Source organism: Sinorhizobium sp. M4_45, from assembly GCF_002885915.1.
Taxonomy (GTDB): Bacteria; Pseudomonadota; Alphaproteobacteria; order Rhizobiales; family Rhizobiaceae; genus Sinorhizobium; species Sinorhizobium meliloti_A.
Window position 1 is genome coordinate 97,944 of record NZ_NWVE01000006.1, and the last position, 22,990, is coordinate 120,933.

The following is a 22,990-nucleotide window of genomic DNA, read 5'->3' on the forward strand; positions in this document are numbered from 1 at the left end:
TTTATCAGCTTGATTAGAAATGCTTCTCAATGAACCCTCTTCGTCTGGACAGCTTCGACGTTTTCGTGGCCATCGTGCGTTGCGGCGGTTTCCGCGCGGCAGCGCTTGAGCGAGGGGTCTCTTCATCGGCCTTGAGCCAAACGATGAACGCCCTCGAAGAGGCTCTGGGTATCCGGCTCCTCAATCGAACGACGCGGAGCGTGTTCCCCACGGAGGCAGGCCAGCGCCTTCTTGAACGCCTGGCACCTGCATTGGGCGACATCAGGCTCGCCATCGCCGAGGTCGATGAACTGCGGGACAGCCCATCCGGCACGCTCAGGATCAACGCGCCCGCGCCGGCCGTCGATCATTTTCTCTGTCCGCTGGTGTTCGATTTCATGGACGCCTATCAAGAGGTGAAAATCGAGATCATCAGCGATGCGGCCGTCATCGATATCGTGGAGCAGGGTTTCGATGCCGGCGTCAGGTTCGGCAAGCAGCTGGCGCAGGACATGATCGCGCTGCCGCTTGGCCCTGCACTTCGCTACGCCATTGTCGCTTCACCGGATTATATCGGAAGGTGGGGACAGCCGCAGACACCGCACGAACTTGTGGATCACGACTGTATAAGACGCCGGTTCCCAGGCGGGACGCTCGTCACATGGCAGTTCGACGAGGCGGGCGAAGAGATTGAAGTCACGCCAACGGGCCGATTGACGGTCAGCTCCGCGCATAACGAACTGCAAGCTGCGCTGGCAGGCAGAGGGATTGCCCATGTCTTGGATGACTACGCCAAGCCGCATATCCAAACCGGCCGGCTGGTGGAGCTTCTCTTAGACTGGAGCCCCACCCTGCCACACTGGTTTTTATACTATCCCAGCCGACGCCTTCCAAGCGCCGCCATGCGCGCCTTTCTCGACTACATGAGGAACTATGACTGGCAGGCCAGGACCTGATGCCGTTCCAGCCGGCATTGCGGCAGGAACGGCTTGTCGGCGATGCCTTATTTGACCCGCTGCCATTCGATCCTGATTTCGGTGCCTTCCGGCCGGCGGAATTGCTCGGTCATACGATCACCATCAACGATGAGCGTGAGATCAGCACGCGTCCGCACGCTGCCGACCCAGTTCGGGAATGTCGACCCTTCGACACGGTTTCCGCTGAACTCTCCGTTCTCATCGACGGTATAGGTTCCGAAAAACCCGATGCTGCGTGACATGGCCGTGCGGTTTTCATCATCCGTTCCCTCGCCGCGCGTGTTGGAAGCAAACGGCGGGATTTCGGCGTCGGTCAAGACCTCCACGAAATGCATGTCAGGCGTGAAGACGAGAAGCCCATTGGGCTTTTCTCCATAGGCGGCGATATTTTCCCCGCCGGGGTCGATCGTCGCCGAGATCATGCGCCAGGTGCCTGCGACCTGATTTTCGGTGGCAGTCTGCGCGAAGGCAGCCGACGAAATGCTGACGGCGACAGCCAATGTGATCGGTCGAATGAACATGTCGTTTCCTCTGCTGTTAGAATGATAGGGTCCCGCCGCTGCGGGGTTCACCGATCCTGCCGGTCGGCGGAATTCGCGACATCCCGCTGCGCCTCGAGTGCCGACAGGCGTTTGGAAAGCGCCTGCGAGATGGAGGAGTAGGCCGTGCTGCCCAGCGCCAATCGCAGTGGTGGCTCCTCGCTTTCGGCAGCCGACAGGATCGCTGCCACGGTACGCGCCGCATCCCCCTTGATCTCGAAACTGCCATCGCCGATTGCGCGGCGAACGGCGGCCGCAGGCGTTCCATTGTAAGCAGCCATGGGATCCGCACAGACCAGATTGGCTCCGAAGTTCGTGCCGGTCGGCCCCGGCTCGGCGATGATGAAGTCGATACCGAAAGGCGCCACCTCCTGTGCCACGGCTTCGATGAAGCCCTCGATGCCCCATTTGGTCGCGTGATAGAGGCTGAAGCCGGGATAGGCGATCTGCCCGCCTTCGGACGACACCTGGACGATGCGCCCGCTGCCTTGCATTCGAAGAAGCGGCAGTGCTGCGCGGATCAGATGAATGGACCCCGTGAGATTTGTGGCGATCTGTCGATCGATCTCTTCGTTCGTCAGCTCTTCCGCCGCACCGAACAGTCCGTAGCCGGCATTGCTGACAATGACGTCTATCCGGCCGTGCCGCTGGAAGGCTTCTCCAGTTGAGAGGTTTATGCTTTCCGGCTCGACCAGATCGAGCTGAACCACGTCCAAGCGTTCGCGGTAGGTCTGTTCGAGTTGCGTCAGCGCCCCGCGACGGCGGACCGTTGCGATGACTGTGTGCCCCTGCGCAAGCAGTTGCTGCGTCATTTCGAAACCGAGTCCCGAAGAAGCGCCGGTTATGAACCATGTCTTTGGCATGTGATCTCCTTATCTTCCATTCGCGAATGTAGATCTGCCGGATTAGTGATATAAGATTGGCAATTTGAGATGAGATAGTGAGGAAAGTTCACGAATGATGCGCCCCAGCCTAAGCGATCTGGCTGCCTTTTCCGCAGTGGCCGATCATCAGAGCTTTCGCAAAGCGGCCGACGTCATGGGTGTTTCGCGTTCCGCGGTCAGCCACGCGATCATCGGTCTCGAGGCGAAACTCGGCGTTCGGCTCTTCAACAGGACGACGCGCAGCGTTTCGCTGACACAAGCCGGCTCACGCCTGCTTGGCCGCGTCAATCCGCTTCTTCAGGATCTCGATCAGGCGCTCGATACGCTTTCGGAGGAACGCGGCACGCCAAGTGGCACGCTACGGATCAATGCGAACAAGAGCGGCGCACGCATCCTTCTCGCCGACGTCGTTCCGCTCTTTCTCGATCTCTATCCCGACGTCGAGCTTGATCTCGTGTCGGAAGGCCGCCTTGTCGACATTGTGGAACAGGGTTTCGACGCCGGAATACGCCTGTTAGAAGCCGTTCCGAAAGACATGATCGCGGTAAAATTTGGCGGCGACGTGCGTTTCGTCACCGTCGCAGCGCCGTCTTATCTGGGAGGCAAGGCCAAACCGCAAATACCCGATGATCTTCATCAGCATTGCTGCATCCGCCAACGTCTGCCGAGCGGCAAGCGCTATCGCTGGGAATTTTCCAGACGCGGCGCCGAAATCTCTGTCGACGTGCCGGGCAACCTCACCCTCGATGACAGTGATCTTCTCGTGCAGGCGGCGGCGGACGGCCGCGGTATCGCTTATGTGCCGGAACATTTCGCGCGGCCGCTCATCGGATCGGGCAGGTTGGTGACCGTGCTCGATGACTGGTGCCCGCCCATGCCCGGCCTGGCGCTCTATTACCCGCGCAGCCGGCATGTACCATCACCGCTGCGAGCCTTCATCGACCTCCTTCGGGAGGTGGACAGGTCACGATAAAGGGGCGACGCCGCGTGACGTCTGCCCCTGTCAGATGGCCTGTCAGATCGATAGAGAAGAACCTGCGGCGCGATCGCTCTGGCCTGATCGCGCAGCAAAGGCTCGTTCGATATGTCAGGGTGTCGCCGGCTTTCGACGCAAGATCATGCCGCCATGGTGCAAGGTGTTGGCATCGACGAAGTCGCCGTCGGCGGTAAAGCCCGTATCGTCCCAGTATTCGATATGCGTTCCGTCGACTTCATAGCGGCCTTCATAGGCTCGCTCGCGCTGGCCGCGCGCTTCGACATAGCGTCCGTTCGGCAGAAGTTCGTGGCGGACGCGGTTGTCGTCGGTGACCCACATGCCGGCGTAGGGATGGTTCGGCTGCAAATTTGTTTCCTGTGCTTCTACGGATTGAAACGAAAGGGTGGCAGTGACGAGGGCTGCGAATGCCGGCCGCATGGTCTGGCTCCTTTAGGCGTTGCTGTTGGCGGTCTGGTGAGGGCGCGAATACGCGCGCGGTGCCGGTCCGGCAGACGCGCAGGTCTGCCGAACCGCAGCATCGGTCATTGGGAACGCGGGGCGTTGTTATCCACGACCTGCTGATAGGCAACAAGGTCCAGGAAGGCTTCCGCATTGACCACGAGGCCGTCCTTCATCTTGAGAATCCAGACGAACTGGTTGCGGTAAGGTGCGCCGGACGTCGTCGTCGCCGTCCCATCGAAGCGGATGATGACCGTGTCGCCGTCGGCAAAGATGTTGTGCACCTGCGGCATGATCGGCGTCGCAAGGCGGCTGGTCAGGGGAAGAGAGGCCTGTTCGACGAAATCCTTCTGGTTGCGATAGGTGCCGGCCACCGGGCCCGAGCCATGAATTGTCCAGACGACGTCGGGGGCGAGGAGTTCCGCGAAGACATAGGTTCCTCCGCGCCATTTTTCGAAGGCGGCCTCTACGATCGCCTTGTTCCGTTGCTCGACCGCGGCGCTATCGGCAGCCTGCACCTGCGTTGCCGTGGTGTTGGCGATGGCTGGACCCGGCAGGGCGAGCGACAACAATGCCACTGTGATCAGAGCCGTATGGCTCGCGCCGGCAACCCGCTGGCGTGTCGGAAAAATGGTCATGGTATCGATCCTTTCTGTTGCTGGGGACTTGGCGGGGCCTATCGACGAGCAATGAAACTGGATGCACCGTCGATGGGACTCGCGTTTCAACGGTCAGTTACGGCGTTCGACCGCCGCACCGCCGAAGATCAGTTGCTGGACAAGGGGACGTTGCGTGAAGCGCGCGGGAAAGACAGGGACCGGCGCGCTGATCCGGTCCAGTCGGTCCAGTTGCTCCGGCGTCAGCTCCAGATCCAGAGCCTTGAGATTGTCCTCGGCCTGGGCAAGCGTGCGCGCGCCGATGATGGGGGAGACGACGGCCGGGTTGGCCAGCGTCCAGGCAAGCGCCACACGCGACGGCGTGGAATCGGCCTCTTCCGCGACGGTTCGAACCTCGTTCGCTATGTCGATCGCACGCCGGTTCAGATGCCCCGACGACGCTATCACCCCCTTGCGGGTGGCGGACACGGCTGCCTCTTGCGAATCCTCGACATCGGCAAGGGAATACTTGCCTGTGAGCACGCCTCCGCCGAGCGGCGACCATGGAAGCACGCCGAGACCCAGAGCCGCGGCCGCCGGCACAAGCTCATGCTCGACGGTCCGCTCGACGAGGCTGTACTCGATCTGTAGCGCCACGAAGGAAGACCAGCCTCTGATGTCGGCCAGTGTCTGCATCTGTGCAACGCGCCAAGCAGGTGTGTTGCATATGCCGAGATAGAGCACTTTCCCGGAACGAACGAGGTCATCGAGTGCCCTCATCACCTCGTCCGGCCGGGTCGTCATGTCCCACGCGTGAAGATAAAGAAGGTCGATGCGATCCGTGTCGAGCTGCTTCAGGCTCTGCTCGACGGAGCGAACCATGTTCAGGCGGTGGTTGCCGCCCGAGTTCGGGTTGCCCCGATCGCGTGCCATGGTGAATTTCGTCGCAAGAACGATCCGCTCGCGCTTGTCGGCGATGAAGGTTCCAAGCAGGCGTTCGGCACCGCCATCGGTGTAGTTGACCGCCGTGTCGAGGAAGTTGCCACCTCGATCGACATAAAGATCGAAAATGCGGCGCGCCTCGTTGCCGTCGGCACCCCAGCCCCATTCGGAACCAAAGGTCATCGTTCCCAGGCTTAACGGTGAAACGCGCAAGCCCGACCGTCCAAGAAGTTTATAATCATCAAGCGCCATGTCAGCTCTCTCCTGGTTGCGAGAACCAAGGTAGGCAGCTCGATAAGATCAAACAACTTGCCCAATGATGACCACGCTGGTAAATCTGCCTAACCAATGGCGATCGATCTGAACGGCATTTCTGTTTTCCTGGCAGTCGCGGACGCGCGCAGCTTTCGTGTGGCCGCGGAGAATCTGGGCGTAACGCGGCCAGCCATCAGCCAGGCCATCCGGCGTCTCGAAGATCGGCTCGGCGTGGCGCTCGTGCGTCGCACGACGCGCAGCGTCAGCCTCACGGAGGCCGGCGAGCAACTGTACCAGCGTGTGGCGCCGGCGATTTCCGAAGTCGGACTGGCGCTCGACGCGACGGCAGACCGCGACAGCGCACCAAGCGGGCTCTTGCGGCTGGCCGTGTCGTCCATTGCCGAACAGTTCATTGCTGGGCCGCTTCTGGCGCGTTTCGCGGATGCCTGTCCCGCCGTTCAGATCGACGTGACGGTCACGGACGAGGAGTTCGACATCGTCGCGGAAGGCTATGATGCGGGGGTGCGGCTGGGCGAAGTCATCGATCAGGACATGATTGCCATTCCCGTCTCGGGCGATCAGCGCCAGTGCGCCTTCGCCGCGCCATCCTACATCGAACGTTTCGGCGCGCCCGCGCATCCTTCGGAGCTGTCAGCGCATCGCTGTATCGGCTGGCGCCCGGCGCCGCACAGCGCACCCTATCGCTGGGAATTCGGGCAGAATGGACGTGAGTTCGACGTGGCTGTCGACCCGCAGATCACCACCAACGACATGTGGCTTATGATCCGCACAGCCTGTGCCGGCGGCGGCATCACCTTCGGGATGGAGGACACGTTCAGACCCTATGTCGAATCTGGTCAACTGGTCCCTCTCCTTCAGGACTATTGCCCTCCGTTTGCCGGCTTTTTTCTTTATTATCCCAGCCGTCGCAATCTCGCTCCGAAACTTAGGGCACTCGTCGACCATGTGAAGCGGTGGCGATAGCGCCCATTGTGAGATCGCTGTCATCTTACCTGGCCCACTGTCCTTGAGCCTTGACATTCGTTTGCTACCTTGCGATTATCGTTAGGTAGCAAACGAATGAGGTTTCAATGCACGATCAGGCGGACACCAAAAATCTCTCCGTGGGCGCCTGGACCAAGCGGTGCTATTTCGCCGGTCGGGCCCTCATGGACGAGCGCCTAAGACCCTTCGATCTGGGGTCCACGCAGTGGTATGTCCTCTGGTCTCTCGTCAACAACGGCCCATCCGTCCAGCGCGACCTCGGTCGCGCTCTGGAACTCGAACGCGCCACCTTGAGCGGAATCATCGCAACGCTCGTCCGCAAGGATCTGGTTGCGCAGACCGCGGATGGCAGCGATCAGCGACAACGTCTGCTGACATTGACGGCGACGGGAGAGGCGCTGTGGCGACGCCTCCCTGATCTTTCTTTCATTCACGACGCTGCTTTCGGCGGAATTAACGAGGCTGATCTGGCCACGACCATACGTGTCCTCAAATCAGCGACAGAACGACTGCAGACCCTGTTGAGAAAGGATTGAGCGGATGACCGTACTGATTACCGGGGCCACGGGGCTCGTGGGTGAGCGACTTGTCCCGCGGCTGGCCGAGGCCGGCTTTGCCTGCCGCGTCCTGCTTCGGCCAGGCAAGGATTGCCCCGCGGGCGCAACGGGCGTTACGGGCGACATTCTCGACCCTTCGAGCCTGGCGAAGCCCGTCACCAAGATTTCTGCTGTCGTGCATCTTGCGGCCGTCTTCCGCACGCAGGACACCGATCTCATATGGAAAAGCAATCTCGATGGGACGCGCAATCTGATCGCAGCCGTGAAGGCCCATGCTCCCGATGCGCGCTTCATTATGTCGAGCACCAGCCATGTCTACAACAAGGACAATCCGCATCCGGGACGGGAAGACGATCCGGTCGATCCGCAACACGCCTACCCCGCAAGCAAGGTTGCGGCGGAACGGGAGCTGCGTGAAAGCGTGTTGAATTGGTCGATCCTTCGCTTTCCCTTCGTCTATGGTGATGGGGACGGACATCTCGAATCCCTGCCCGATCACGTCGGCACCTGGCATCCGGCACAGCGCATGAGCACGATCCACCATCGCGACATTGCACAGGCGGTCACGCTGGCACTCAAGGGTGCTTTCGACCGGCGCGTCGTGAACGTTGCGGACGAAGCCCCCTCCTCCATCTACGAACTCGCGGGCATCGTCGGGTCCGCCATGAAATCAAGCGCCGAGCCTCTTGCAAATCCATGGTACCTGCATGTCGATACGTCCCTCGCCCGCAGTCTGGGTTTTCGTCCCAGCATCAGAACAGTCTATCAAGCCTTTGAGGAAGGCCTTTCGTAGGCGGATCGCAGAATGCGGTGGCCGAGCTCGACATTTGGCCTGTTACTGTTGCCTCAGCGGGTGGTAGGCAAAGCCCATGGAACAACATCCAGCAATTGACCGCCTTGGATAGGCATCTGACGGAGAGAATACGACGCGAGGCCTCGTCGCATCAGACCATCTGCCATCTGGTGACGACCGCAGACAATTGGATCGGCACGATGTCCGCGGCTTCAACGCTTGATTCAGCCAGGATCAGATCAGAAAGCCCTAAAGTCGACCTGTATGGCGCTCATTCTGCACTGGAAACCCGACCAGCTGACCCAAAAACATTATCGAGAATAGTTCTCCAACGTAAAATGGTAGGCGATCATGCAGCGTTCCCACAACCCATTCGCTAAAGTCATTCTGATCACGGGCGCCGGCCGCGGCATCGGTGCTGCGTTGGCAAAGGCCGCAGCCGCTGAGGGTCACTTGGTGGTTGCGAACTATCGGTCCGAAAGCGGCGAGGTCGAGCAATTGTTATCTGGCCTGAAAGATAGTATCGGCATTCGAGCGGATGTCAGCATCGCGGATGATGTCCAACGCCTGATCAACGAGACCCTCGCCCACTTCGGCCGTATCGATTGCGTGATCAACAACGCTGGTATCGGCGAAGTCTGCCCTATCGACCGCCTCGATCTCGCGCTTTTCCAAAAGACGCTTAATGCTAACCTGACGAGCGCGTTTTTGGTCTCACAAGCTGCATGGCCGCATATGACCCGGGATGGTGGCCGACTTATATTCATGTCGTCGGCCGCCGCCCGTACCGGCGGCGGGCTTTCCGCCGCCTATGCCGCGTCGAAAGGCGGAGTGGAGAGTTTGATGCACGCCTATGCCAGCGCCCTCCGACCGCACCGGATCACGGCGAATGCCATAGCGCCCGCTCTGATCGAGAGCAGAATGGCCGATGCAATCGATGTCGGCCCGACGGAAAAGCTGCCCTTAGGGCGCATGGGGCGTGCTGAAGAACTTTGGCCAGCGACACGGATGATCATAGAGACCGAATATCTGACGGGCCAAACCATCCACGTCGATGCCGGCAGATACATGACCTAAATGCCTGCGAAAGGCCCGCTCAAGGCGGGGAGCATCAAAAACTGGCCTTGGGCTCTTGACAGGAATCGAACCCACGACCCGCTCCTTTTTTGACCAGGAGAGCTCATAGAGAACTTAGGTTGCCCGGAGGGACGACGTAACAGGACTTTCTGATCACCTGCCATGCCGATCTTCAGATACGATACTCCACCCGGATAGTCCGGAGTCGGCCCACAGCGGTGTTTCCAGAACCGAACTATAAGTGTTCGGGATGGGGGGATACTTAACGGTCCGCTTCTGGGGCAGGATGATGAGGGGTCGCCATTCGCGGCAGCAGCAAGCTTCGGGCCTCGCGCCTCCCGCAGACAATCGGATAAACGGGGTGAAAACGCTGGCGCAAATTCGGCTGCCGCATCGCTTCGAGGCGCCGCGAGTGTATGCGAAACCCGTAAAATCGGACCCCGCAGGTCTTCGGATAATTCAACGCACACGCATGCCATTGAAGAGCAAGTCCACCAAGTGGGCAACGCGCGGCGCTGGTTCATCGTCCTTCTCAACCGCAATGGCGATTGCACTCACAACACAGACTACGTCGTCGAAGCTCGCATCTTCACGCACAATCCCGACCTCCTTTGCGCGCCGGAGCAGTCTGTGCCCTTCCTCGGTGATCGCGTTACAGCCAGGCGTTCCGTGTTGGATGACAGTCCCGAGCGAAGCCGCGAGGCTTTGGTAGACGCTGGTGTTCAGTGCGAGCTCCTCAAGAAACTGGCGTAGCGCGTCCTCGGGCTGATGATCGGCATCTCGCGCGCGGCTTGCCTCTGCAACCGACGTGAAGCGTTCGTTGCTGGTGGCCGCTAAGAGTGCTTCTCGCGTCGGAAAACGGCGGTAAAGCGTGCCCGCCCCGACCTTAGCTCGCTTGGCCACTTCGTCCAGCGAGACAGTCGCCCCCCGTTCCAGGAAGAGCTCCTCCGCAGCGACGAGAATGCGTTGACGGTTCCGTTCCGCATCAGCGCGTAGACCAACTTCGGACATTTTTTCATCCCGGGTTGCAAAGTGGAGAATGTCTCCATATCGTAAGTGGAGAATATATCCACTTAGACGAAGGATGTTATGATGCCTAATCGGTTCGAAGGCAAGGTCGTGGTTATCACTGGTGGGAGTGATGGCATCGGGTTGGCATCCGCGCGGCGGTTTGCGGAAGAAGGCGCCTGGGTCTACATCACCGCGCGGCGGCAAGAGTTGCTCGATCTGGCGGTCGGCCAAATCGGTAACGGTGCGGTCGGCGTGCAAGGCGACGTCACGGACCTCGCTGACCTGACGTCGTTATACGAACGCGTTGAGCGTGACCACGGCAAGGTCGATGTCGTCTTTGCCAATGCCGGCATGCACCAACCCGTTCCGCTTGAAGCGATCGAGGAAGCACATTTCGATTCGACTTTCGGCCTCAACGTGAAGGGGGTGATTTTCACCGTGCAAAAGGCACTGCCACTGATGAGTGAAGGGGGCGTAATCGTTCTCAACGGCTCGATCGCCGGATCTAAAGCCTACCCAGGACAGTCGCTTTACAACGCCAGCAAGGCGGCGGTCCGCTCCTTCGCACGAAGCTGGACCATCGACCTGAAAGAACGCGGCATCCGCGTCAACGTCGTCTCTCCCGGTGCAACGGAGACCAGGCTGATGCGCACCTACTTCGATGCAGCACCGGGGGCTGAGGAAGAGGTGGTCAAGGGGGTTCCGCTTGGACGACTTGGACACCTCGAAGAGGTCGCCAGTGCCGTGCTGTTCCTGGCGTCGAGCGAAAGCAGCTTCGTCGCAGGCCATGAGCTTTTCGTCGATGGCGGGGTCGCAGCGGTTTGACCCCGAGCGGGGTTCCTAGAAACGGTGGAGCGACGCTCGGCGCGCTCCGGAAATATTTGGAAGGTATTAGAATGTCTATGATGAGAACTTTGGCTGCCGCCCTACTGACGCTGTCAGTCGCGGGCCCTGCCTGCGCCGAGGGGCCTGCCAACGCTCAAGCACCCGACGAGGTTGTCACATCTGCCACAGCTCCTGCAGGCAACGTCGTGCTCGTGCATGGCGGGACGACGGATGGCTCGGGATGGAAGGATGTATTTGAAATCCTGCGGGCGAAGGGGCTGACGGTTACCGTCGTTCAACTACCGCACACAAGCCTCCAGGACGATATTGCCGCGGTTAAACTCGCTGTTGCTTCTCAAAGCGGTCTCACCGTTCTGGTTGGCCACAGCTATGGCGGCGCCGTCATCACCGAGGCCGGCACGGCACCCAGCGTCAAGGCATTGGTCTACGTTGCTGCCCTTCAACCCGACAAGGGTGAAACTCTGGCAGAGATCAGTAGCCGCTTTCCGATGGGTATCGACTCGAAAATGCTCGACGACAAAAGGTTCGTTCCCAATCGGGAGAGCTATCATGACATGATCGGTGCCGACCTTCCTGTCGACGTCACCGATTTTATGGCGGCCTCGGCCAAGCCCATGAGGGTGGATACGTTCCAGATGCGGTTTGAGAATGCCGCTTGGCATAACAAGCCGTCGTTCGGCATCGTGACAACCGAAGATAAGGTCCTTTCTCCGGAGTTTCTGCGATGGATGTATGATCGCACGTCGACGAAGGTAAAGGAAATCAAGTCGAGCCACATGGTCTACATGTCGCATCCGCAAGAAACGGCAGACGTCATCCTTGAGGCTTTAAACTCGGTGAGGTGACGAAGGGCGGAATCTATGAGTGGCTACCCGGCTGAAGGGAATGCGACGTAGTCTCTACCGAAGATCTACTTCCGATGCGCCTGCTGGAAACAGCGCATCGGATAGTGGCGTGCAATATTCTCATTGCTTAGCGAATGAGCGCTTTCAGGAAAATCGCCACGACCTTGATCGGTTTCGGCATAGGTAATCCCATATTATCTTACCTGTACAAGGAAATCGCTGGCGAGTTCTTCGATGGCCGAAAGGCCGAGAAGTGCCATGTTTCTATCCAGTTCCGTCTGAAGGAGCTCCGCCGCTCTCATGACACCGAGGAGGCCGGCAACCGAAGCGGCGTAAAGAAAGGGGCGGCCAACGAAAACGAAGCGTGCGCCAAGGGCAAGAGCTTTCACAATGTCGGTACCGCGGCGAAATCCGCCGTCCACCATAATCGGCATCTGCTCGCCGACGCGATCAACGATCGCGGGAAGAGCGGCTATAGGGGATATCGCACCGTCGAGCTGCCGTCCGCCGTGGTTCGAGACGATCACCCCATCGGCACCCAGAACCTGAGCCTTGGCAGCATCGTCGGGGTGCAGGATGCCCTTCACCACCAGCCTCCCGGCCCACCGGTTCCGGATGCGCTCGAGATGTGTCCAGTTCAGATGGTCCTTGCGTCCGAAGTCGCGCATGACGTTAGAGGAGATGATCGGCGCACCGCGTGTGGCGAAGGAGTTCTCGAAATGCGGGATCCCGTACTGGAGCAGGGTCCGCAGGAACGTTCCGACGGTCCAGCGGGGATGCGTGATCCCCTGCCATGCCAAAGCAAGGCTTGGTCTGAGCGGCGTGGAAAACCCAGCCCTGATGTTGTTTTCCCGGTTTGCCAAAGCCGCGGTATCGACGGTGAGTACCAACGTCCTGAACCCAGCAGCGGCTACGCGGTCCACCAAGGCGTCGATCCGCTCGGGTTCTCCCGGGAGGTATGCCTGAAACCAAGTCGCCGGCGCAGTCGCAACCACATCTTCAAGCTTGATCAAGGACGACCCGCTCATGATCATGGGAATTCTGGCTCGGCTCGCCCCTTGGGCGAGTATGAGATCGCCGCGGTAGGCCATGAGAGCACTGATGCCCATCGGCGCAATACCAAAGGGGGCGCTGTAGCTTTCGCCGAAAATCGTCGTCTGTGTACTTCGTTGAGAAACATCCCTTAACACGCGAGGCCGAAATGCGTAATTGGCAAAGTCTTCGCTGTTGTGACGAAGCGAGGCGCCGGTCTCGCTGGCCCCTGCCACGTACCCGAATAGCGGTCGGGGAAGGTGGCGTCTGCCAGCGATTTCGAAATCATCGAGGCAGAGATATTTCTGGAGGTTGCGATTGGTCCTGTGCATCTGCTTACTCGATCAAGACCGCCCGGAAGTCATTGACATTGGTTCCCGTCGGCCCGGTGACGAACAGATCGCGTGAGGCGTTGAACCCAGTCCAGGCGTCGTTCGATACGAGCAGGTCATGGGGATCGAGACCTGCGGCTCGAAGCCTACCGATCGTGAACCCATCCACGAACGCCCCGGCATTGTCTTCAGAGCCGTCCACGCCATCGGTGTCCGCTGCAAGAGCCGTAATATCTTCTTGGTCAGCAATCTCGATCGCCATCGAAAGAAGAAACTGGGTGTTTCGTCCGCCTTTTCCTTTGCCGCGAAGCGTGACCGTACTTTCTCCCCCCGACAGCATCACCACGGGCTTTTGGAACGGCCGGTCGTTGCGCGCGACCTCCTTGGCAATCGCGGCATGAACCTTGGCGATCTCGCTCGCTTCGCCTTCGATGGCGTCGCTCAACACGACGGCTGTGATGCCTCGGTGCCGCGCGAGTGCCGCCGCAGCGTCCAGAGAAGCCCGTGCGGACGCGATGATTTTGATCTCGTTACTGCCGAAGCAGGGGTGGTCCGCGTCGATACCGGTTACCGCCTCCTGAAGATGCCGGATGACGTGCCCTGGCAACGCCAGACGATATCGCTCGATAACGCCAAGGGCGTCTTGCGGAGTCGAGCGCGATAAGACGGTCGGGCCGCTGGCTACCAGAACAGGATCGTCTCCGGGAATATCGGACACGATCAGCGTGACGACCTTGGCGGGATAGGCGGCGATCGCCAAGCGCCCGCCCTTGATCTTCGAAAGCTGGGTCCTCACGGTGTTCATCGCCGAGATCGGGGCCCCCGAAGCGAGGAGCGCCTTGGCAACAGCGATCTCGTCATCCAGCGTCAGACCGTCCGAGGGCAGTGCCAGCAAGGATGATCCGCCTCCGGAGATCAATGCCACCACAAGGTCGTCTTCACTGAGATCGGAGACGGCATCCAGTAATCGGCTGGAGGCCTCCACGCTTGCCGCGTCTGGAACCGGATGACCGGCCTCGACAACCTCTATCCGACCGCATGACGCCCCTGTCCTGTGCTTCGTGACAACGACGCCCTCGAGCGGGCCCTTCCACAGGCTATCGAACGCGCGCGCCATCGCCACCGATGCCTTGCCGGCTCCCACGACGACAGTGCGCCCTTTCGGCTGCTGAGGAAGGTTTGCCCTGATTGCTTCGTAAGGATCAGCAGCAGCGACAGCCGCGCAAAACAGCTCGGACAAAAAAGCTCTGGTGTCCGGCACGATCGCCATGATCAAGCAGCCACGATGTTCGTCGGTGCGCCGCGCTCGAAGGCTTCGACGTTGTCGATCAACTGATCGACAAGCGACTGGACCGCCTCGCGGCTCGCCCACGCCACGTGCGGCGTCAGGATGAAGTTCGGCAGATCGAGCAGACGCATCAGTGGATGATCGTGTGCTGGGGGCTCGGCGGTGACCACATCGAAGCCCGCACCGCTGATCTGGCCGCTTCTCAAGGCGTGTTCCAGCGCGGCCTCATCGACGAGACCGCCGCGTGCGGTGTTGATCAAGAGTGGCCGCTTCCCCATCTGGGCGAACTCCGCGGTCGAGATCATGTTGCGGGTCGAAGGCATCAAGGGAGAGTGCAAGGTGATGATGTCGCTGGCCTCGAGGACCTTCTCGAACGGCGTATAGAGCGGCCCCATCCCCTTGCTGCCCTTGTAGTCGGAGAACAGGACTTGCATTCCAAAAGCCCGGCCAAGGTCCGCCACCGAACGCCCAAGAGCACCGTCACCGATGATGCCAAGCGTCGAGCCGGCAAGATCGTTGATTGGGAAGTCGAAGTAGCAGAACTGGTTCGCGTCCTGCCAGCGTCCGGCCCGCACCGAGTTGCGATAGGCTAAAACGCTGCGGCGAAGCGCGAGGATCAGAGCGAAGGTGTGCTCGGGAACCGTGTTGACCGCGTAGTTGCGGATGTTCGATACCGTAACGCCACGCTGCGTGCATGCGGCAACATCGACGACATCGGTTCCCGTGGCGGCTACGGCGATCAGCTTGAGGTTGGGGGCGGATGCAATTGCCGAGCCTCTTACGGGGGCCTTATTCGTGATGACAATGTCGGCATCCTTGATGCGTTCCGACACCTCGTCTGGAGCCGTCTGGTCGAACTGTATGAGTTCGTGTGCGAAGGAGAACGGACGGAAGTGAATGTCGTCGGGCAAGGTCTTGCGATCGAGGAGAACGATGCGAAGAGGATTGCGGCTTGCATCAGGCATTGGGAGGACACCGAGTTCGAGGAAAGAACGGCGGCCGCGTTCAAGCGGCCGCTTGCCGGGGATCGTAATTAGGCTTCCTCTTCCTGGAAGGCTTCTTCGCGGGTTTTGCGGAATGACGGCAGGATCATCAGGAGAAGGACGCCGGCAGTCATGATTAGGAGGACGAGGCTAATTGGCCGCTCCACGAAGACGCTGGGGTTTCCGTGGGAGATTGTCAGCGCTCTACGGATGTTGGTTTCCAGCAGCGGTCCGAGGACGAACCCCAGGAGCAGAGGACCCGGCTCGCACTTTGCCTTACGGAAAGCATAACCGAGAAGTCCGAAGCCCGCAGCCAGCGCCACGTCGAAGATCCGGTTGTTGATGCTGTAGACACCGACACAGCAGAAGAGAAGGATTGCCGGGTAGAGCAGACGGTAGGGAACTGTCAGGAGCTTCACCCAGACCCCGATCAGGGGCAGGTTGATCACGACGAGCATCAGGTTGCCGATCCACATGCTGGCAACGAGACCCCAGAAGATTTCCGGCTGGGTTGCCAGCACCGTCGGCCCTGGAGTGATACCGTGGATGATGAAGGCGCTCAGCATCATCGCCATCATGTTGTTCGACGGAATGCCGAGCGTTAGAAGCGGAATGAACGACGACTGCGCGCCGGCATTGTTGGCGGCTTCAGGTCCGGCGACGCCCTCTACGGCACCTTCGCCGAACTCCTCCGGATGCTTGGACATCTTCTTTTCGACGGAGTAGGCGCAGAAAGATGCGAGCGTTGCTCCACCGCCCGGCAGTACACCGAGGAAGGTACCAACACCGGTCCCTCGCAAGACGGCCGGCCATGCGCGCCGAAAGTCTTCTCGGGTTGGCCACAGGCGGCTGAGCTTGCTGACCAGCACGCCACGGGCTTCAACATTTTCGAGGTTTTCGATGATCTCGGCGAAGCCGAACAGCCCGATGGCAATAACGACGAAGTCGATGCCGTCGAAAAGCTCGACAGCGGTGAACGTAAGGCGCTCTTCGCCGGAGCTGGCGTCGATTCCGACCATACCGAGCAGCAGGCCGAGAAGGATCATGCCGATCGCCTTCAGAACTGGCCCACGTGCAAGGATCGTCGCGGCGAGGAGCCCGAACAGCATAAGCGACACATACTCTGCGGGGCCGAACGATAGCGCAAATGATGAAAGGGTTGGTCCGGCAATCGCTAGACCGAATGTTGCAACGGTACCGGCAAAGAAGGAACCGAGTGCTGCGACGGCAAGCGCCGATCCGGCTCTTCCTTGTTGAGCCATCTTGTAGCCGTCGACAGCGGTAACGACCGATGATGCTTCACCCGGAAGGTTGACGAGGATAGCAGTCGTCGATCCCCCGTACTGTGCACCGTAATAGATGCCGGCGAGCATGATGAGGCCCGCCAGGGGCGGAAGGTAGAACGTAATTGGCAGCAAAACGGCAATCGTCGCCGTCGGCCCGATTCCCGGCAGGACCCCGATCAGCGTGCCGAGGAGAGCGCCTAGAAGACAGAAACCGAGGTTCGTAGGCGTCAACGCCTCGCTGAACCCGAGCATGAGAAGGTCGACGAAGTTCATGTGTTTCCTCCTCAGAACGGCCAGATCGGCATCTGCACGCCGAGGCCGACGATGAAGACCAGAGCGCCGAACGCCGTAAGCCCGGCGGTGAGCAGAATGACCTCGCGAAGTCGTGAATCCCGGTCGGCGATGCTTCCTACGAGTAGCAACCAGACAGAAGCTGCGACGAAGCCGAAGAACTCGGCCATAAACGCAAATCCCACAACTGCCGCCAGAATGATGATCAGCGGCCGGAGCTGTGGTTTGGCAATGTCCACGCGCGCCCGGACCGCCCCGAACCCGCCTATCGCCGTGCCAATGACGATCAGAAGCCAGCACACTATTCTGGGAAGATACCCCGGACCCATGGCGGACGCCGTGCCCATGGTCAGGTCGCGCCCGGCCCAGAGGCCAAGCGCGCCGAATCCTATGAATAACGCTGCGGTGAAGAGGTCCGGCCGGTCACCGGTCCCTCTAGCCTTGCGAGGGGCAGCCATTACTTCTGTTCCTTGGCCAGCTTCCAGATCGCGCCCAGGCGCTCGCCGCGCACGGGAAGCTCCTTGTTCCAGTCTTCCGATGAGCGATAGGAAAGGGCGAGCGACATCTGCTTCGCCTTTGCCTGGAACTCCGGATTGTCCAGGGCTTTTTTGATCGCGCCTGAGAACTTCGTCCGGATTTCCTCGGGAACGTCGCAGTTCATGGCGATGCCGCGCTCGGAACTCATCAGGACATCGAAGCCCTGCTCCTTCGCAGTCGGAAGGTCGGGGGCGATCGAAGCGCGTTCCTCCGCGAACTGACCAAGATTTTTGAACGCAGATTGATCGCTGCCCGCGAACTCACCGACGTTGATGCCGATCGTATCGACATGTCCACCAAGAAGCGCGGTGCGAGCCTCATTCGCACCGTTGAAGGTGACGGCGGTCAGGTCGATACCAGCTGCTTTCTCCAACTGGAGCATTGCCAGGTGTTCGTCGGTTCCCAAGCCAGTTGTTCCTACGGTCACCACACCAGGGTTTTCCTTCGCGAAGGCAACGAGGTCCTTGAGCGTGTTGAACTTGGAGCCGGACTGAACGATGAAGGAACCCGGGTCTTCAACGATACGGGCAACCAAGCAGAGCTTGGTTGGATCGAAACGGACCTTGCGATCCATCTGCATCGTGAGATAGCCCGGGGTGTTGAGCGAGGAAACCGTATAGCCGTCAGGCCGGGCTTGCGTCATCGCGGTGTAAGCGATTTCGCCGGAAGCGCCGGGACGGTTCAAGATAGTGATCTTGCCGCCCAGCTCTTTCTCGACATAAGGAGCGAGCGTACGGTTCATCACATCGGTGCCGCCGCCAGGAGCGAACGCCACGATGAATTCGATAGGCCGATCGGTCGGCCAATCAGCATGAGCTACGCCCGCGCCGAGAAGCAGCGTCGTTGCCAGCGCGGTATTCCGGATCAAATGCTTCATCTTATCCTCCCAGGATAGTGTTCATCGGTGTTTTCGAGAGCCTTGAGAACTGGCCGACGTTTCCCCCTCCGGAGCGTCGGCCAGCGTCGTTCAGTTGGTAGATGGTAGTTCGCATCCGCCTTTAACGAGGGCGTCGTTGAACCAGGTCGGGTTGTGCGTCCCCGCTTTGATATGCTCGATTTGCTTCTGCTCGGCGGCGTGCTTGGCAACGGTCCTTTCGTAGACCTCCGCAACGTCGTCGATTGGAACGACTACGACGCCGTCCGCGTCGCCGACGATCAGGTCACCCGGCATGATGACCATTCCGCCGATGGCGATCGGGGTGTTGATCTCCCCTGGTCCGTTCTTATAGGGGCCGCGATGGGTAACGCCCACAGCGAATGCCGGAATGTTCATTTCGAGGAAGGCATCAGCGTCACGAATAGCGCCATTGAGCACGAAACCGACGACGCCCCGACGGTGCGCGTAGTCGAGCATCATTTCGCCCATCAGGGCGTGGGTCACGTCCCCGGCAGCATCCATGACGATCACGTCGCCGTCCACGGCCATGTCCATCGCCTTGTGAAGCATGAGGTTGTCGCCTGGAGGGGCTTTGACGGTCAGCGCGCGACCGACAAGCTTGCCGTCTCGGTGCATGGGACGAAGCTCGGCCCCGCCTGCATACATGCGGTGCATGCTGTCGCTGATGTTGGCGACCGGAAGCGCCCTGAACTTGTCGATCCATTCCTGATCAACGACCCTGTCCCTGTTGCGAACCCTGAATCCTATGGTCAACGTAGTCTCCTCAATGCTTTTGATTGTCTGTGTTCAAGCTGGCGTCTTCGCCAGCGCCCGGTGGTTCACGATCCTCTCGCGACCAAGGGAACGTCCTTCTACGATGGCGAGGATGCCCTCGACGGCGTCGACGCCGACGCGAACGTTTGCCTCCTGCGTCACGCCGCCGATGTGGGGTGTGACGACGATCCGCTGGTTCTGCCAGAATGGGTGATCGCTTGCGGGCGGCTCCGTTTGGAACGTGTCCAGCCCGGCCCCGGCAATCTGTCCGCTCTCGACAGCGCGAAGAAGGGCGTCTTCGTCGATCAGGCCGCCCCGCGCGGTGTTGATGACAAAGGAGCCAGGCTTCATCAGGCCGAGCCGGCGATCATCCAGCAGGTCGCGTGTCTCGGGTGTCAGGGGGCAGTGCAGGCTGACGATATCGGAGGATGCGATAAGATCGTCCACGTCAGCTACCCGGGCGACCCCGGCCTCCGCAAACGCCGCTTCGTCGGTAAAGGGGTCGAACGCCTGTACCTTCAACCCAAGTCCCTTGGCGAAGGCAGCGGTATGGCGAGCGATCGCGCCAAAGCCGACGAGACCGATGGTCATGCCAGCGAGTTCCTTGCCGGAGAAGCCGGGCTTTTCCCAGCGTCCGGCACGCAGGCTGCTGTCCAGCGGAACGATCCGCTTCACCACGGCAAAAAGCAGTGCGATCGCATGTTCAGCGACCGAAAGGGCATTCGCACCAGCGGCGACGACAACGGGTATTTCACGGCGTGACGCGGCGTCCACATCGATATTATCGACGCCGACCCCATGTTTCGAGAGGACCCGGAGCGAAGGCGCGGCCTTGATCGCCGCTTCTCCGAAACGGCCCATGCGAACTACGACGCCGACAGGATCAAGGTCCGTCACGATGCGGACCAGATCGTCTTCGCTCGTGTAAGGGGGAACGTAAGATACCTGGTAGCCATTGTCGGCAGCTAGTTTTACGGCTTGTTCGTTGATGGCTGGTCCAGTGACCAGGATGTTTCGGCTTCCCATGCGTACCTCAAACTGGAATGCGCGAGGACGCAGCGTTGCTTTCGCACCGTGTTGACATCCTCCCATACGCCAAAGTTCCTCCTGGCGTCTCCTAGGGAAAACTTAACATAAGGTTTCCTTGATCAAAGCGAATAATTCTGGCCAAGATGAACAGGAAAACTTAATTTGCGTTGGGGGCGACCTTGGATACACGTCAGCTAAAAACCTTAATCGCTATAGCTGAGCACGGAACCTTTGCGAAAGCTGCCGAAGCCGTAGGTTTGACCCCGTCCGCAGTGAGCCAGCAAATCCAGTCCTTAGAAACTGAGGTCCGGGCGGAACTGTTCGATCGTTCAACAAGGCCGATCACGCTTAACGCCCATGGCCTGCAGATGCTGGAAGCAGCGCGGAGGTTGGTGCGCTCTGCAGACGATATAGTAGACGCCATTTCCGGACGCACCATCAGTGGAACGTTCACCATCGGCTCGGTTCGTTCGAGCGCTCTTTCGCTCCTGCCGTCGGCGATCGTCGCCCTCAAGGCCGACTTTCCCGACCTCAGGATCAAGCTTCACGTCGCCAATACGGACGAATTGCTGAACGATGTGATGTCTGGACGCCTGGATTGCGCGATGGTCGCCGAATATTCAGGGGTCCCTTCCGCGCTCAGATGGCGTCCGTTCATTAACGAACCTCTCCTCGTGATCGCGCCACATAGCACTCCAGAAATGTCTGGTCTTGAGATGCTGTCAACAATGCCATACGTCAGGTTCAACAGTAAGTTCAGATTGGCTCAGATCATCGAGACCGAACTGGCGAAAACCGGCGTCGTGCCAAACCTCATTGCAGAAATAGACACGATAGCTTCGGTCGTATCATGTGTCATCCACGGCCTCGGCGTCTCCGTCGCGCCTTGGATCGCACTAAAAGACGTTGCCGTTCCAATCGTTTCGGTGCCCTTTGGCGATCCGCAAATTCTGAGGCAGATTGGATTTCTGGAGCGGCGGGCTGGTACGCGCACTGCGGTCATAGATCGATTACATGAGCACTTGGTTAGGCTCAGCCATCCTTACGGTATAGCGCGTTAAATAGGCGCTCTAACGCAGCATATTTTCCGCAACTTCTTCAATCGCCTTGATGGGAATCGAACTGGCGTCCTTATCGTATCAGCATCTAAGATATTGATCTCATTGGGAGCTTCAGCAATTGTTCACCCTTTGACTGGGCAACCTCGAAGAGTGTACACCTCAGTGCGTGACATCGGGGGGAGAAATCGCTTTGGAATTGCTTTTGAACGGTATCAATGGCAACTATCTGCGCAACATCCTATTAAATGCCGCCAAAGATACTGAACGAGTTGACGCCGCGGTCGCTTACGCGACCGAAAACGACCTTCTCTTTGAATGGTGTTGGAATAACAAACTACCTCTTCGCTACTGGGGACGCTTTGACGAACAAGTACCGGTAAGTATTCCCGTCCTAGAACAATTTCTTGCCCGACGGTCAGGGCGATACGTCTGCAAACTCGTGCGCCAGTTTCATCCAAAGGTGATCTGGTTGCGCGGCTCCGGCGCTTACATAGGCTCTGCGAACCTAACCCAAAGTGCATGGTGGAATAACGTCGAGGCAGGCGTTTTTCTCACGGAGGACGAGCTCGTCGATGGCGGACACGATCTCCAACTCGAGCAATTTTTCAAAGAGATCGAAGCGCATGCCGCACCTTTGACTCAGGAACTGTTTGATCTATTGTCAGCCAGGAACAAGGAACTGACCCGGCGCAAGATCGCTCAGAAGGATGCGGACGAGGCATTCGCCGCGACCACGCTCGTTCCTCATTTTCCTGGGTTAGCGAGATCAAACACGAAATCAGCGGGTGAGAAGAGGAAACAAGCGTTTTTGGACGAGTGGAACAGTACTCTTCAAATCATACGAGACATCTCGGTCAAAATTTCCATCGAGGGCAACAGGCCCTCGTGGGTGAGCGCAACCGCGCCATTGGGAGCCCATGCCGATCAGTTTCTCCACGCTCATTATTACCAAAATACGTTCGACGGTAGGAGGGCAGATTTCGAGACGCATTTTGGAAGAAACAGATCTGACCCAGATAGTGCCGTTGAGACAGCAATACGGTGGTGGCAGAAGCGGCCTGACAGTTCGGACGAAAACCGGATGCTGAACAAGACGGCCCCAGCCCTGCGGCGGGCATTCGCGGAAGACCGTCTTCAACGTTTGACGGAGGACGAGTTCGTTCAGGTGCTTGGTAAAATCCATGCAACGCGGGAGTTTGCTCGTCGAGCGCCGAACCGCCTCATCGGGCTTAGAGGCGGCCGCCCGTATGACATACCGGAGAAAGTTGATGCTTTGGCGAGGCATATCTACAAGGCACCAAATCGCGGCGGCGTCTCCGCATTGGAGACTTTGACCTACATTCTCTATGATGGACGAATTGAGGACGTGCCGATCCGGCTATGGAACGCGATTGTTGACCCAAAAAGGAAAATCGAGCTGATCGGCGTGAGCGCTCTCGGCGAAATCGTAGGCTGGGCTCTTCCGGACAGGTATCCTCCGCGAAATGGGAGAACGAGCAAGGCGCTTCGGTCGCTCGGGTACGACGTCACAGTTCACGTGGGCTAGCGTTTGGAGTTTTAGCGAAGGCGGGGATCCGAGCAGCTGTAAGAACGTCAACACGGTCCGAAGGAGACTCGGGACCGACGGCCACCCCGCCGCGTTTTCCGCCGGCCGGGCTACTGCAGAGGGCCGTTTGTAACGCCGCAGTCGTTGAGCGCCGTGGACAATGCCTGCGGATAAACTGAATTCGCTGGCGCTGAAACTAAATCCGTAGGAAGG

Annotated in this window: 24 protein-coding genes; 10 read left to right on the forward strand and 14 right to left on the reverse strand. The window is 59.4% G+C overall.

What is annotated here, in order from left to right:
• The first annotated feature begins 29 nt into the window (after positions 1-29).
• Positions 30-935, forward strand: coding sequence for a LysR family transcriptional regulator (locus CN933_RS17645; RefSeq protein ID WP_102761912.1), 906 nt, complete (start codon positions 30-32; stop codon positions 933-935).
• Positions 936-982: 47 nt separating this feature from the next.
• Here the strand turns inward: CN933_RS17645 and CN933_RS17650 are convergent, their stop codons facing one another.
• Complete coding sequence (locus tag CN933_RS17650; RefSeq protein WP_102761913.1) at positions 983-1,477, reverse strand: lipocalin-like domain-containing protein; 495 nt, start codon at positions 1,475-1,477, stop codon at positions 983-985.
• 47 nt (positions 1,478-1,524) lie between these two features.
• Positions 1,525-2,358 (reverse strand): SDR family oxidoreductase, encoded by an 834-nt coding sequence (locus CN933_RS17655; RefSeq protein ID WP_102761914.1) that lies wholly within the window; start codon positions 2,356-2,358, stop codon positions 1,525-1,527.
• Positions 2,359-2,452: 94 nt separating this feature from the next.
• On the opposite strand from CN933_RS17655, the gene CN933_RS17660 reads away from it, so the two are divergent.
• Complete coding sequence (locus CN933_RS17660) at positions 2,453-3,352, forward strand: LysR family transcriptional regulator (RefSeq protein ID WP_102761915.1); 900 nt, start codon at positions 2,453-2,455, stop codon at positions 3,350-3,352.
• A 114-nt stretch (positions 3,353-3,466) separates the two neighbouring features.
• On the opposite strand, the gene CN933_RS17665 is transcribed toward CN933_RS17660, so the two are convergent.
• The 3 genes from CN933_RS17665 to CN933_RS17675 all read right to left on the reverse strand — a co-directional run bounded on the left by CN933_RS17665 (position 3,467) and on the right by CN933_RS17675 (position 5,604).
• Positions 3,467-3,793, reverse strand: a complete 327-nt coding sequence (locus CN933_RS17665; RefSeq protein WP_134646417.1) for an Atu4866 domain-containing protein — start codon at positions 3,791-3,793, stop codon at positions 3,467-3,469.
• Between the two features lie 104 nt (positions 3,794-3,897).
• A complete protein-coding gene (locus tag CN933_RS17670) occupies positions 3,898-4,452 on the reverse strand; it encodes a nuclear transport factor 2 family protein (RefSeq protein ID WP_102761916.1) in 555 nt (184 codons plus the stop codon).
• Between the two features lie 93 nt (positions 4,453-4,545).
• On the reverse strand, positions 4,546-5,604 hold the full coding sequence (locus CN933_RS17675) for an aldo/keto reductase (protein ID WP_102761917.1): 1,059 nt from the start codon (positions 5,602-5,604) through the stop codon (positions 4,546-4,548).
• A gap of 96 nt (positions 5,605-5,700) precedes the next feature.
• Here CN933_RS17675 and CN933_RS17680 point away from each other — a divergent pair, with 96 nt between their 5' ends.
• The 4 genes from CN933_RS17680 to CN933_RS17695 all read left to right on the forward strand — a co-directional run bounded on the left by CN933_RS17680 (position 5,701) and on the right by CN933_RS17695 (position 9,039).
• A complete protein-coding gene (locus CN933_RS17680) occupies positions 5,701-6,591 on the forward strand; it encodes a LysR family transcriptional regulator (RefSeq protein ID WP_102761918.1) in 891 nt (296 codons plus the stop codon).
• A gap of 107 nt (positions 6,592-6,698) precedes the next feature.
• A complete protein-coding gene (locus tag CN933_RS17685) occupies positions 6,699-7,148 on the forward strand; it encodes a MarR family winged helix-turn-helix transcriptional regulator (protein WP_102761919.1) in 450 nt (149 codons plus the stop codon).
• 4 nt (positions 7,149-7,152) lie between these two features.
• Positions 7,153-7,962 (forward strand): NAD-dependent epimerase/dehydratase family protein, encoded by an 810-nt coding sequence (locus CN933_RS17690; RefSeq protein WP_102761920.1) that lies wholly within the window; start codon positions 7,153-7,155, stop codon positions 7,960-7,962.
• 351 nt (positions 7,963-8,313) lie between these two features.
• Positions 8,314-9,039 (forward strand): SDR family NAD(P)-dependent oxidoreductase, encoded by a 726-nt coding sequence (locus tag CN933_RS17695; RefSeq protein WP_102761921.1) that lies wholly within the window; start codon positions 8,314-8,316, stop codon positions 9,037-9,039.
• Positions 9,040-9,498: 459 nt separating this feature from the next.
• Here the strand turns inward: CN933_RS17695 and CN933_RS17700 are convergent, their stop codons facing one another.
• Complete coding sequence (locus CN933_RS17700) at positions 9,499-10,050, reverse strand: TetR/AcrR family transcriptional regulator (RefSeq protein ID WP_102761922.1); 552 nt, start codon at positions 10,048-10,050, stop codon at positions 9,499-9,501.
• A gap of 81 nt (positions 10,051-10,131) precedes the next feature.
• Between CN933_RS17700 and CN933_RS17705 the strand changes: the two genes are divergently transcribed.
• Both CN933_RS17705 and CN933_RS17710 read left to right on the forward strand, forming a co-directional pair.
• The gene (locus tag CN933_RS17705; RefSeq protein WP_102762180.1) at positions 10,132-10,875 is read left to right on the forward strand and encodes an SDR family NAD(P)-dependent oxidoreductase; all 744 of its coding nucleotides are present in this window, start codon (positions 10,132-10,134) and stop codon (positions 10,873-10,875) included.
• A gap of 71 nt (positions 10,876-10,946) precedes the next feature.
• Positions 10,947-11,741 carry an alpha/beta fold hydrolase gene (locus CN933_RS17710; RefSeq protein WP_245425082.1) on the forward strand — a complete coding sequence of 265 codons (795 nt, stop codon included), beginning with the start codon at positions 10,947-10,949 and terminating at the stop codon, positions 11,739-11,741.
• 194 nt (positions 11,742-11,935) lie between these two features.
• Here CN933_RS17710 and CN933_RS17715 read toward each other — a convergent pair whose 3' ends face one another.
• From CN933_RS17715 to CN933_RS17750, 8 genes are all read right to left on the reverse strand, one after another.
• The gene (locus CN933_RS17715) at positions 11,936-13,105 is read right to left on the reverse strand and encodes an alpha-hydroxy acid oxidase (protein ID WP_102761923.1); all 1,170 of its coding nucleotides are present in this window, start codon (positions 13,103-13,105) and stop codon (positions 11,936-11,938) included.
• A 4-nt stretch (positions 13,106-13,109) separates the two neighbouring features.
• A complete protein-coding gene (locus CN933_RS17720; RefSeq protein ID WP_102761924.1) occupies positions 13,110-14,375 on the reverse strand; it encodes a glycerate kinase type-2 family protein in 1,266 nt (421 codons plus the stop codon).
• A 2-nt stretch (positions 14,376-14,377) separates the two neighbouring features.
• Positions 14,378-15,358, reverse strand: coding sequence for a D-2-hydroxyacid dehydrogenase (locus CN933_RS17725; protein WP_102761925.1), 981 nt, complete (start codon positions 15,356-15,358; stop codon positions 14,378-14,380).
• Between the two features lie 68 nt (positions 15,359-15,426).
• A complete protein-coding gene (locus tag CN933_RS17730) occupies positions 15,427-16,935 on the reverse strand; it encodes a tripartite tricarboxylate transporter permease (protein ID WP_102761926.1) in 1,509 nt (502 codons plus the stop codon).
• Between the two features lie 11 nt (positions 16,936-16,946).
• On the reverse strand, positions 16,947-17,411 hold the full coding sequence (locus CN933_RS17735) for a tripartite tricarboxylate transporter TctB family protein (protein WP_102761927.1): 465 nt from the start codon (positions 17,409-17,411) through the stop codon (positions 16,947-16,949).
• On the reverse strand, positions 17,411-18,367 hold the full coding sequence (locus CN933_RS17740; protein WP_102761928.1) for a tripartite tricarboxylate transporter substrate binding protein: 957 nt from the start codon (positions 18,365-18,367) through the stop codon (positions 17,411-17,413). Before CN933_RS17740 ends, CN933_RS17735 begins: the two co-directional genes overlap by 1 nt.
• A gap of 90 nt (positions 18,368-18,457) precedes the next feature.
• On the reverse strand, positions 18,458-19,141 hold the full coding sequence (locus CN933_RS17745) for an RraA family protein (RefSeq protein ID WP_180980725.1): 684 nt from the start codon (positions 19,139-19,141) through the stop codon (positions 18,458-18,460).
• 33 nt (positions 19,142-19,174) lie between these two features.
• Positions 19,175-20,167 (reverse strand): hydroxyacid dehydrogenase, encoded by a 993-nt coding sequence (locus CN933_RS17750; protein WP_180980726.1) that lies wholly within the window; start codon positions 20,165-20,167, stop codon positions 19,175-19,177.
• Positions 20,168-20,349: 182 nt separating this feature from the next.
• On the opposite strand from CN933_RS17750, the gene CN933_RS17755 reads away from it, so the two are divergent.
• Both CN933_RS17755 and CN933_RS17760 read left to right on the forward strand, forming a co-directional pair.
• A complete protein-coding gene (locus tag CN933_RS17755; RefSeq protein WP_102762186.1) occupies positions 20,350-21,231 on the forward strand; it encodes a LysR family transcriptional regulator in 882 nt (293 codons plus the stop codon).
• 190 nt (positions 21,232-21,421) lie between these two features.
• A complete protein-coding gene (locus CN933_RS17760) occupies positions 21,422-22,777 on the forward strand; it encodes an anti-phage END nuclease (RefSeq protein WP_102761930.1) in 1,356 nt (451 codons plus the stop codon).
• The last annotated feature ends 213 nt before the right edge of the window (positions 22,778-22,990 follow it).

Coding starts and splice junctions, on each gene's coding strand:
- CN933_RS17645 (WP_102761912.1), top strand. CDS start 30: ATGAACCCTCTTCGTCTGGACAGCTTCGACGTTTTCGTGGCCATCGTG.
- CN933_RS17650 (WP_102761913.1), bottom strand. CDS start 1,477: ATGTTCATTCGACCGATCACATTGGCTGTCGCCGTCAGCATTTCGTCG.
- CN933_RS17655 (WP_102761914.1), bottom strand. CDS start 2,358: ATGCCAAAGACATGGTTCATAACCGGCGCTTCTTCGGGACTCGGTTTC.
- CN933_RS17660 (WP_102761915.1), top strand. CDS start 2,453: ATGATGCGCCCCAGCCTAAGCGATCTGGCTGCCTTTTCCGCAGTGGCC.
- CN933_RS17665 (WP_134646417.1), bottom strand. CDS start 3,793: ATGCGGCCGGCATTCGCAGCCCTCGTCACTGCCACCCTTTCGTTTCAA.
- CN933_RS17670 (WP_102761916.1), bottom strand. CDS start 4,452: ATGACCATTTTTCCGACACGCCAGCGGGTTGCCGGCGCGAGCCATACG.
- CN933_RS17675 (WP_102761917.1), bottom strand. CDS start 5,604: ATGGCGCTTGATGATTATAAACTTCTTGGACGGTCGGGCTTGCGCGTT.
- CN933_RS17680 (WP_102761918.1), top strand. CDS start 5,701: ATGGCGATCGATCTGAACGGCATTTCTGTTTTCCTGGCAGTCGCGGAC.
- CN933_RS17685 (WP_102761919.1), top strand. CDS start 6,699: ATGCACGATCAGGCGGACACCAAAAATCTCTCCGTGGGCGCCTGGACC.
- CN933_RS17690 (WP_102761920.1), top strand. CDS start 7,153: ATGACCGTACTGATTACCGGGGCCACGGGGCTCGTGGGTGAGCGACTT.
- CN933_RS17695 (WP_102761921.1), top strand. CDS start 8,314: ATGCAGCGTTCCCACAACCCATTCGCTAAAGTCATTCTGATCACGGGC.
- CN933_RS17700 (WP_102761922.1), bottom strand. CDS start 10,050: ATGTCCGAAGTTGGTCTACGCGCTGATGCGGAACGGAACCGTCAACGC.
- CN933_RS17705 (WP_102762180.1), top strand. CDS start 10,132: ATGCCTAATCGGTTCGAAGGCAAGGTCGTGGTTATCACTGGTGGGAGT.
- CN933_RS17710 (WP_245425082.1), top strand. CDS start 10,947: ATGTCTATGATGAGAACTTTGGCTGCCGCCCTACTGACGCTGTCAGTC.
- CN933_RS17715 (WP_102761923.1), bottom strand. CDS start 13,105: ATGCACAGGACCAATCGCAACCTCCAGAAATATCTCTGCCTCGATGAT.
- CN933_RS17720 (WP_102761924.1), bottom strand. CDS start 14,375: ATGGCGATCGTGCCGGACACCAGAGCTTTTTTGTCCGAGCTGTTTTGC.
- CN933_RS17725 (WP_102761925.1), bottom strand. CDS start 15,358: ATGCCTGATGCAAGCCGCAATCCTCTTCGCATCGTTCTCCTCGATCGC.
- CN933_RS17730 (WP_102761926.1), bottom strand. CDS start 16,935: ATGAACTTCGTCGACCTTCTCATGCTCGGGTTCAGCGAGGCGTTGACG.
- CN933_RS17735 (WP_102761927.1), bottom strand. CDS start 17,411: ATGGCTGCCCCTCGCAAGGCTAGAGGGACCGGTGACCGGCCGGACCTC.
- CN933_RS17740 (WP_102761928.1), bottom strand. CDS start 18,367: ATGAAGCATTTGATCCGGAATACCGCGCTGGCAACGACGCTGCTTCTC.
- CN933_RS17750 (WP_180980726.1), bottom strand. CDS start 20,167: ATGGGAAGCCGAAACATCCTGGTCACTGGACCAGCCATCAACGAACAA.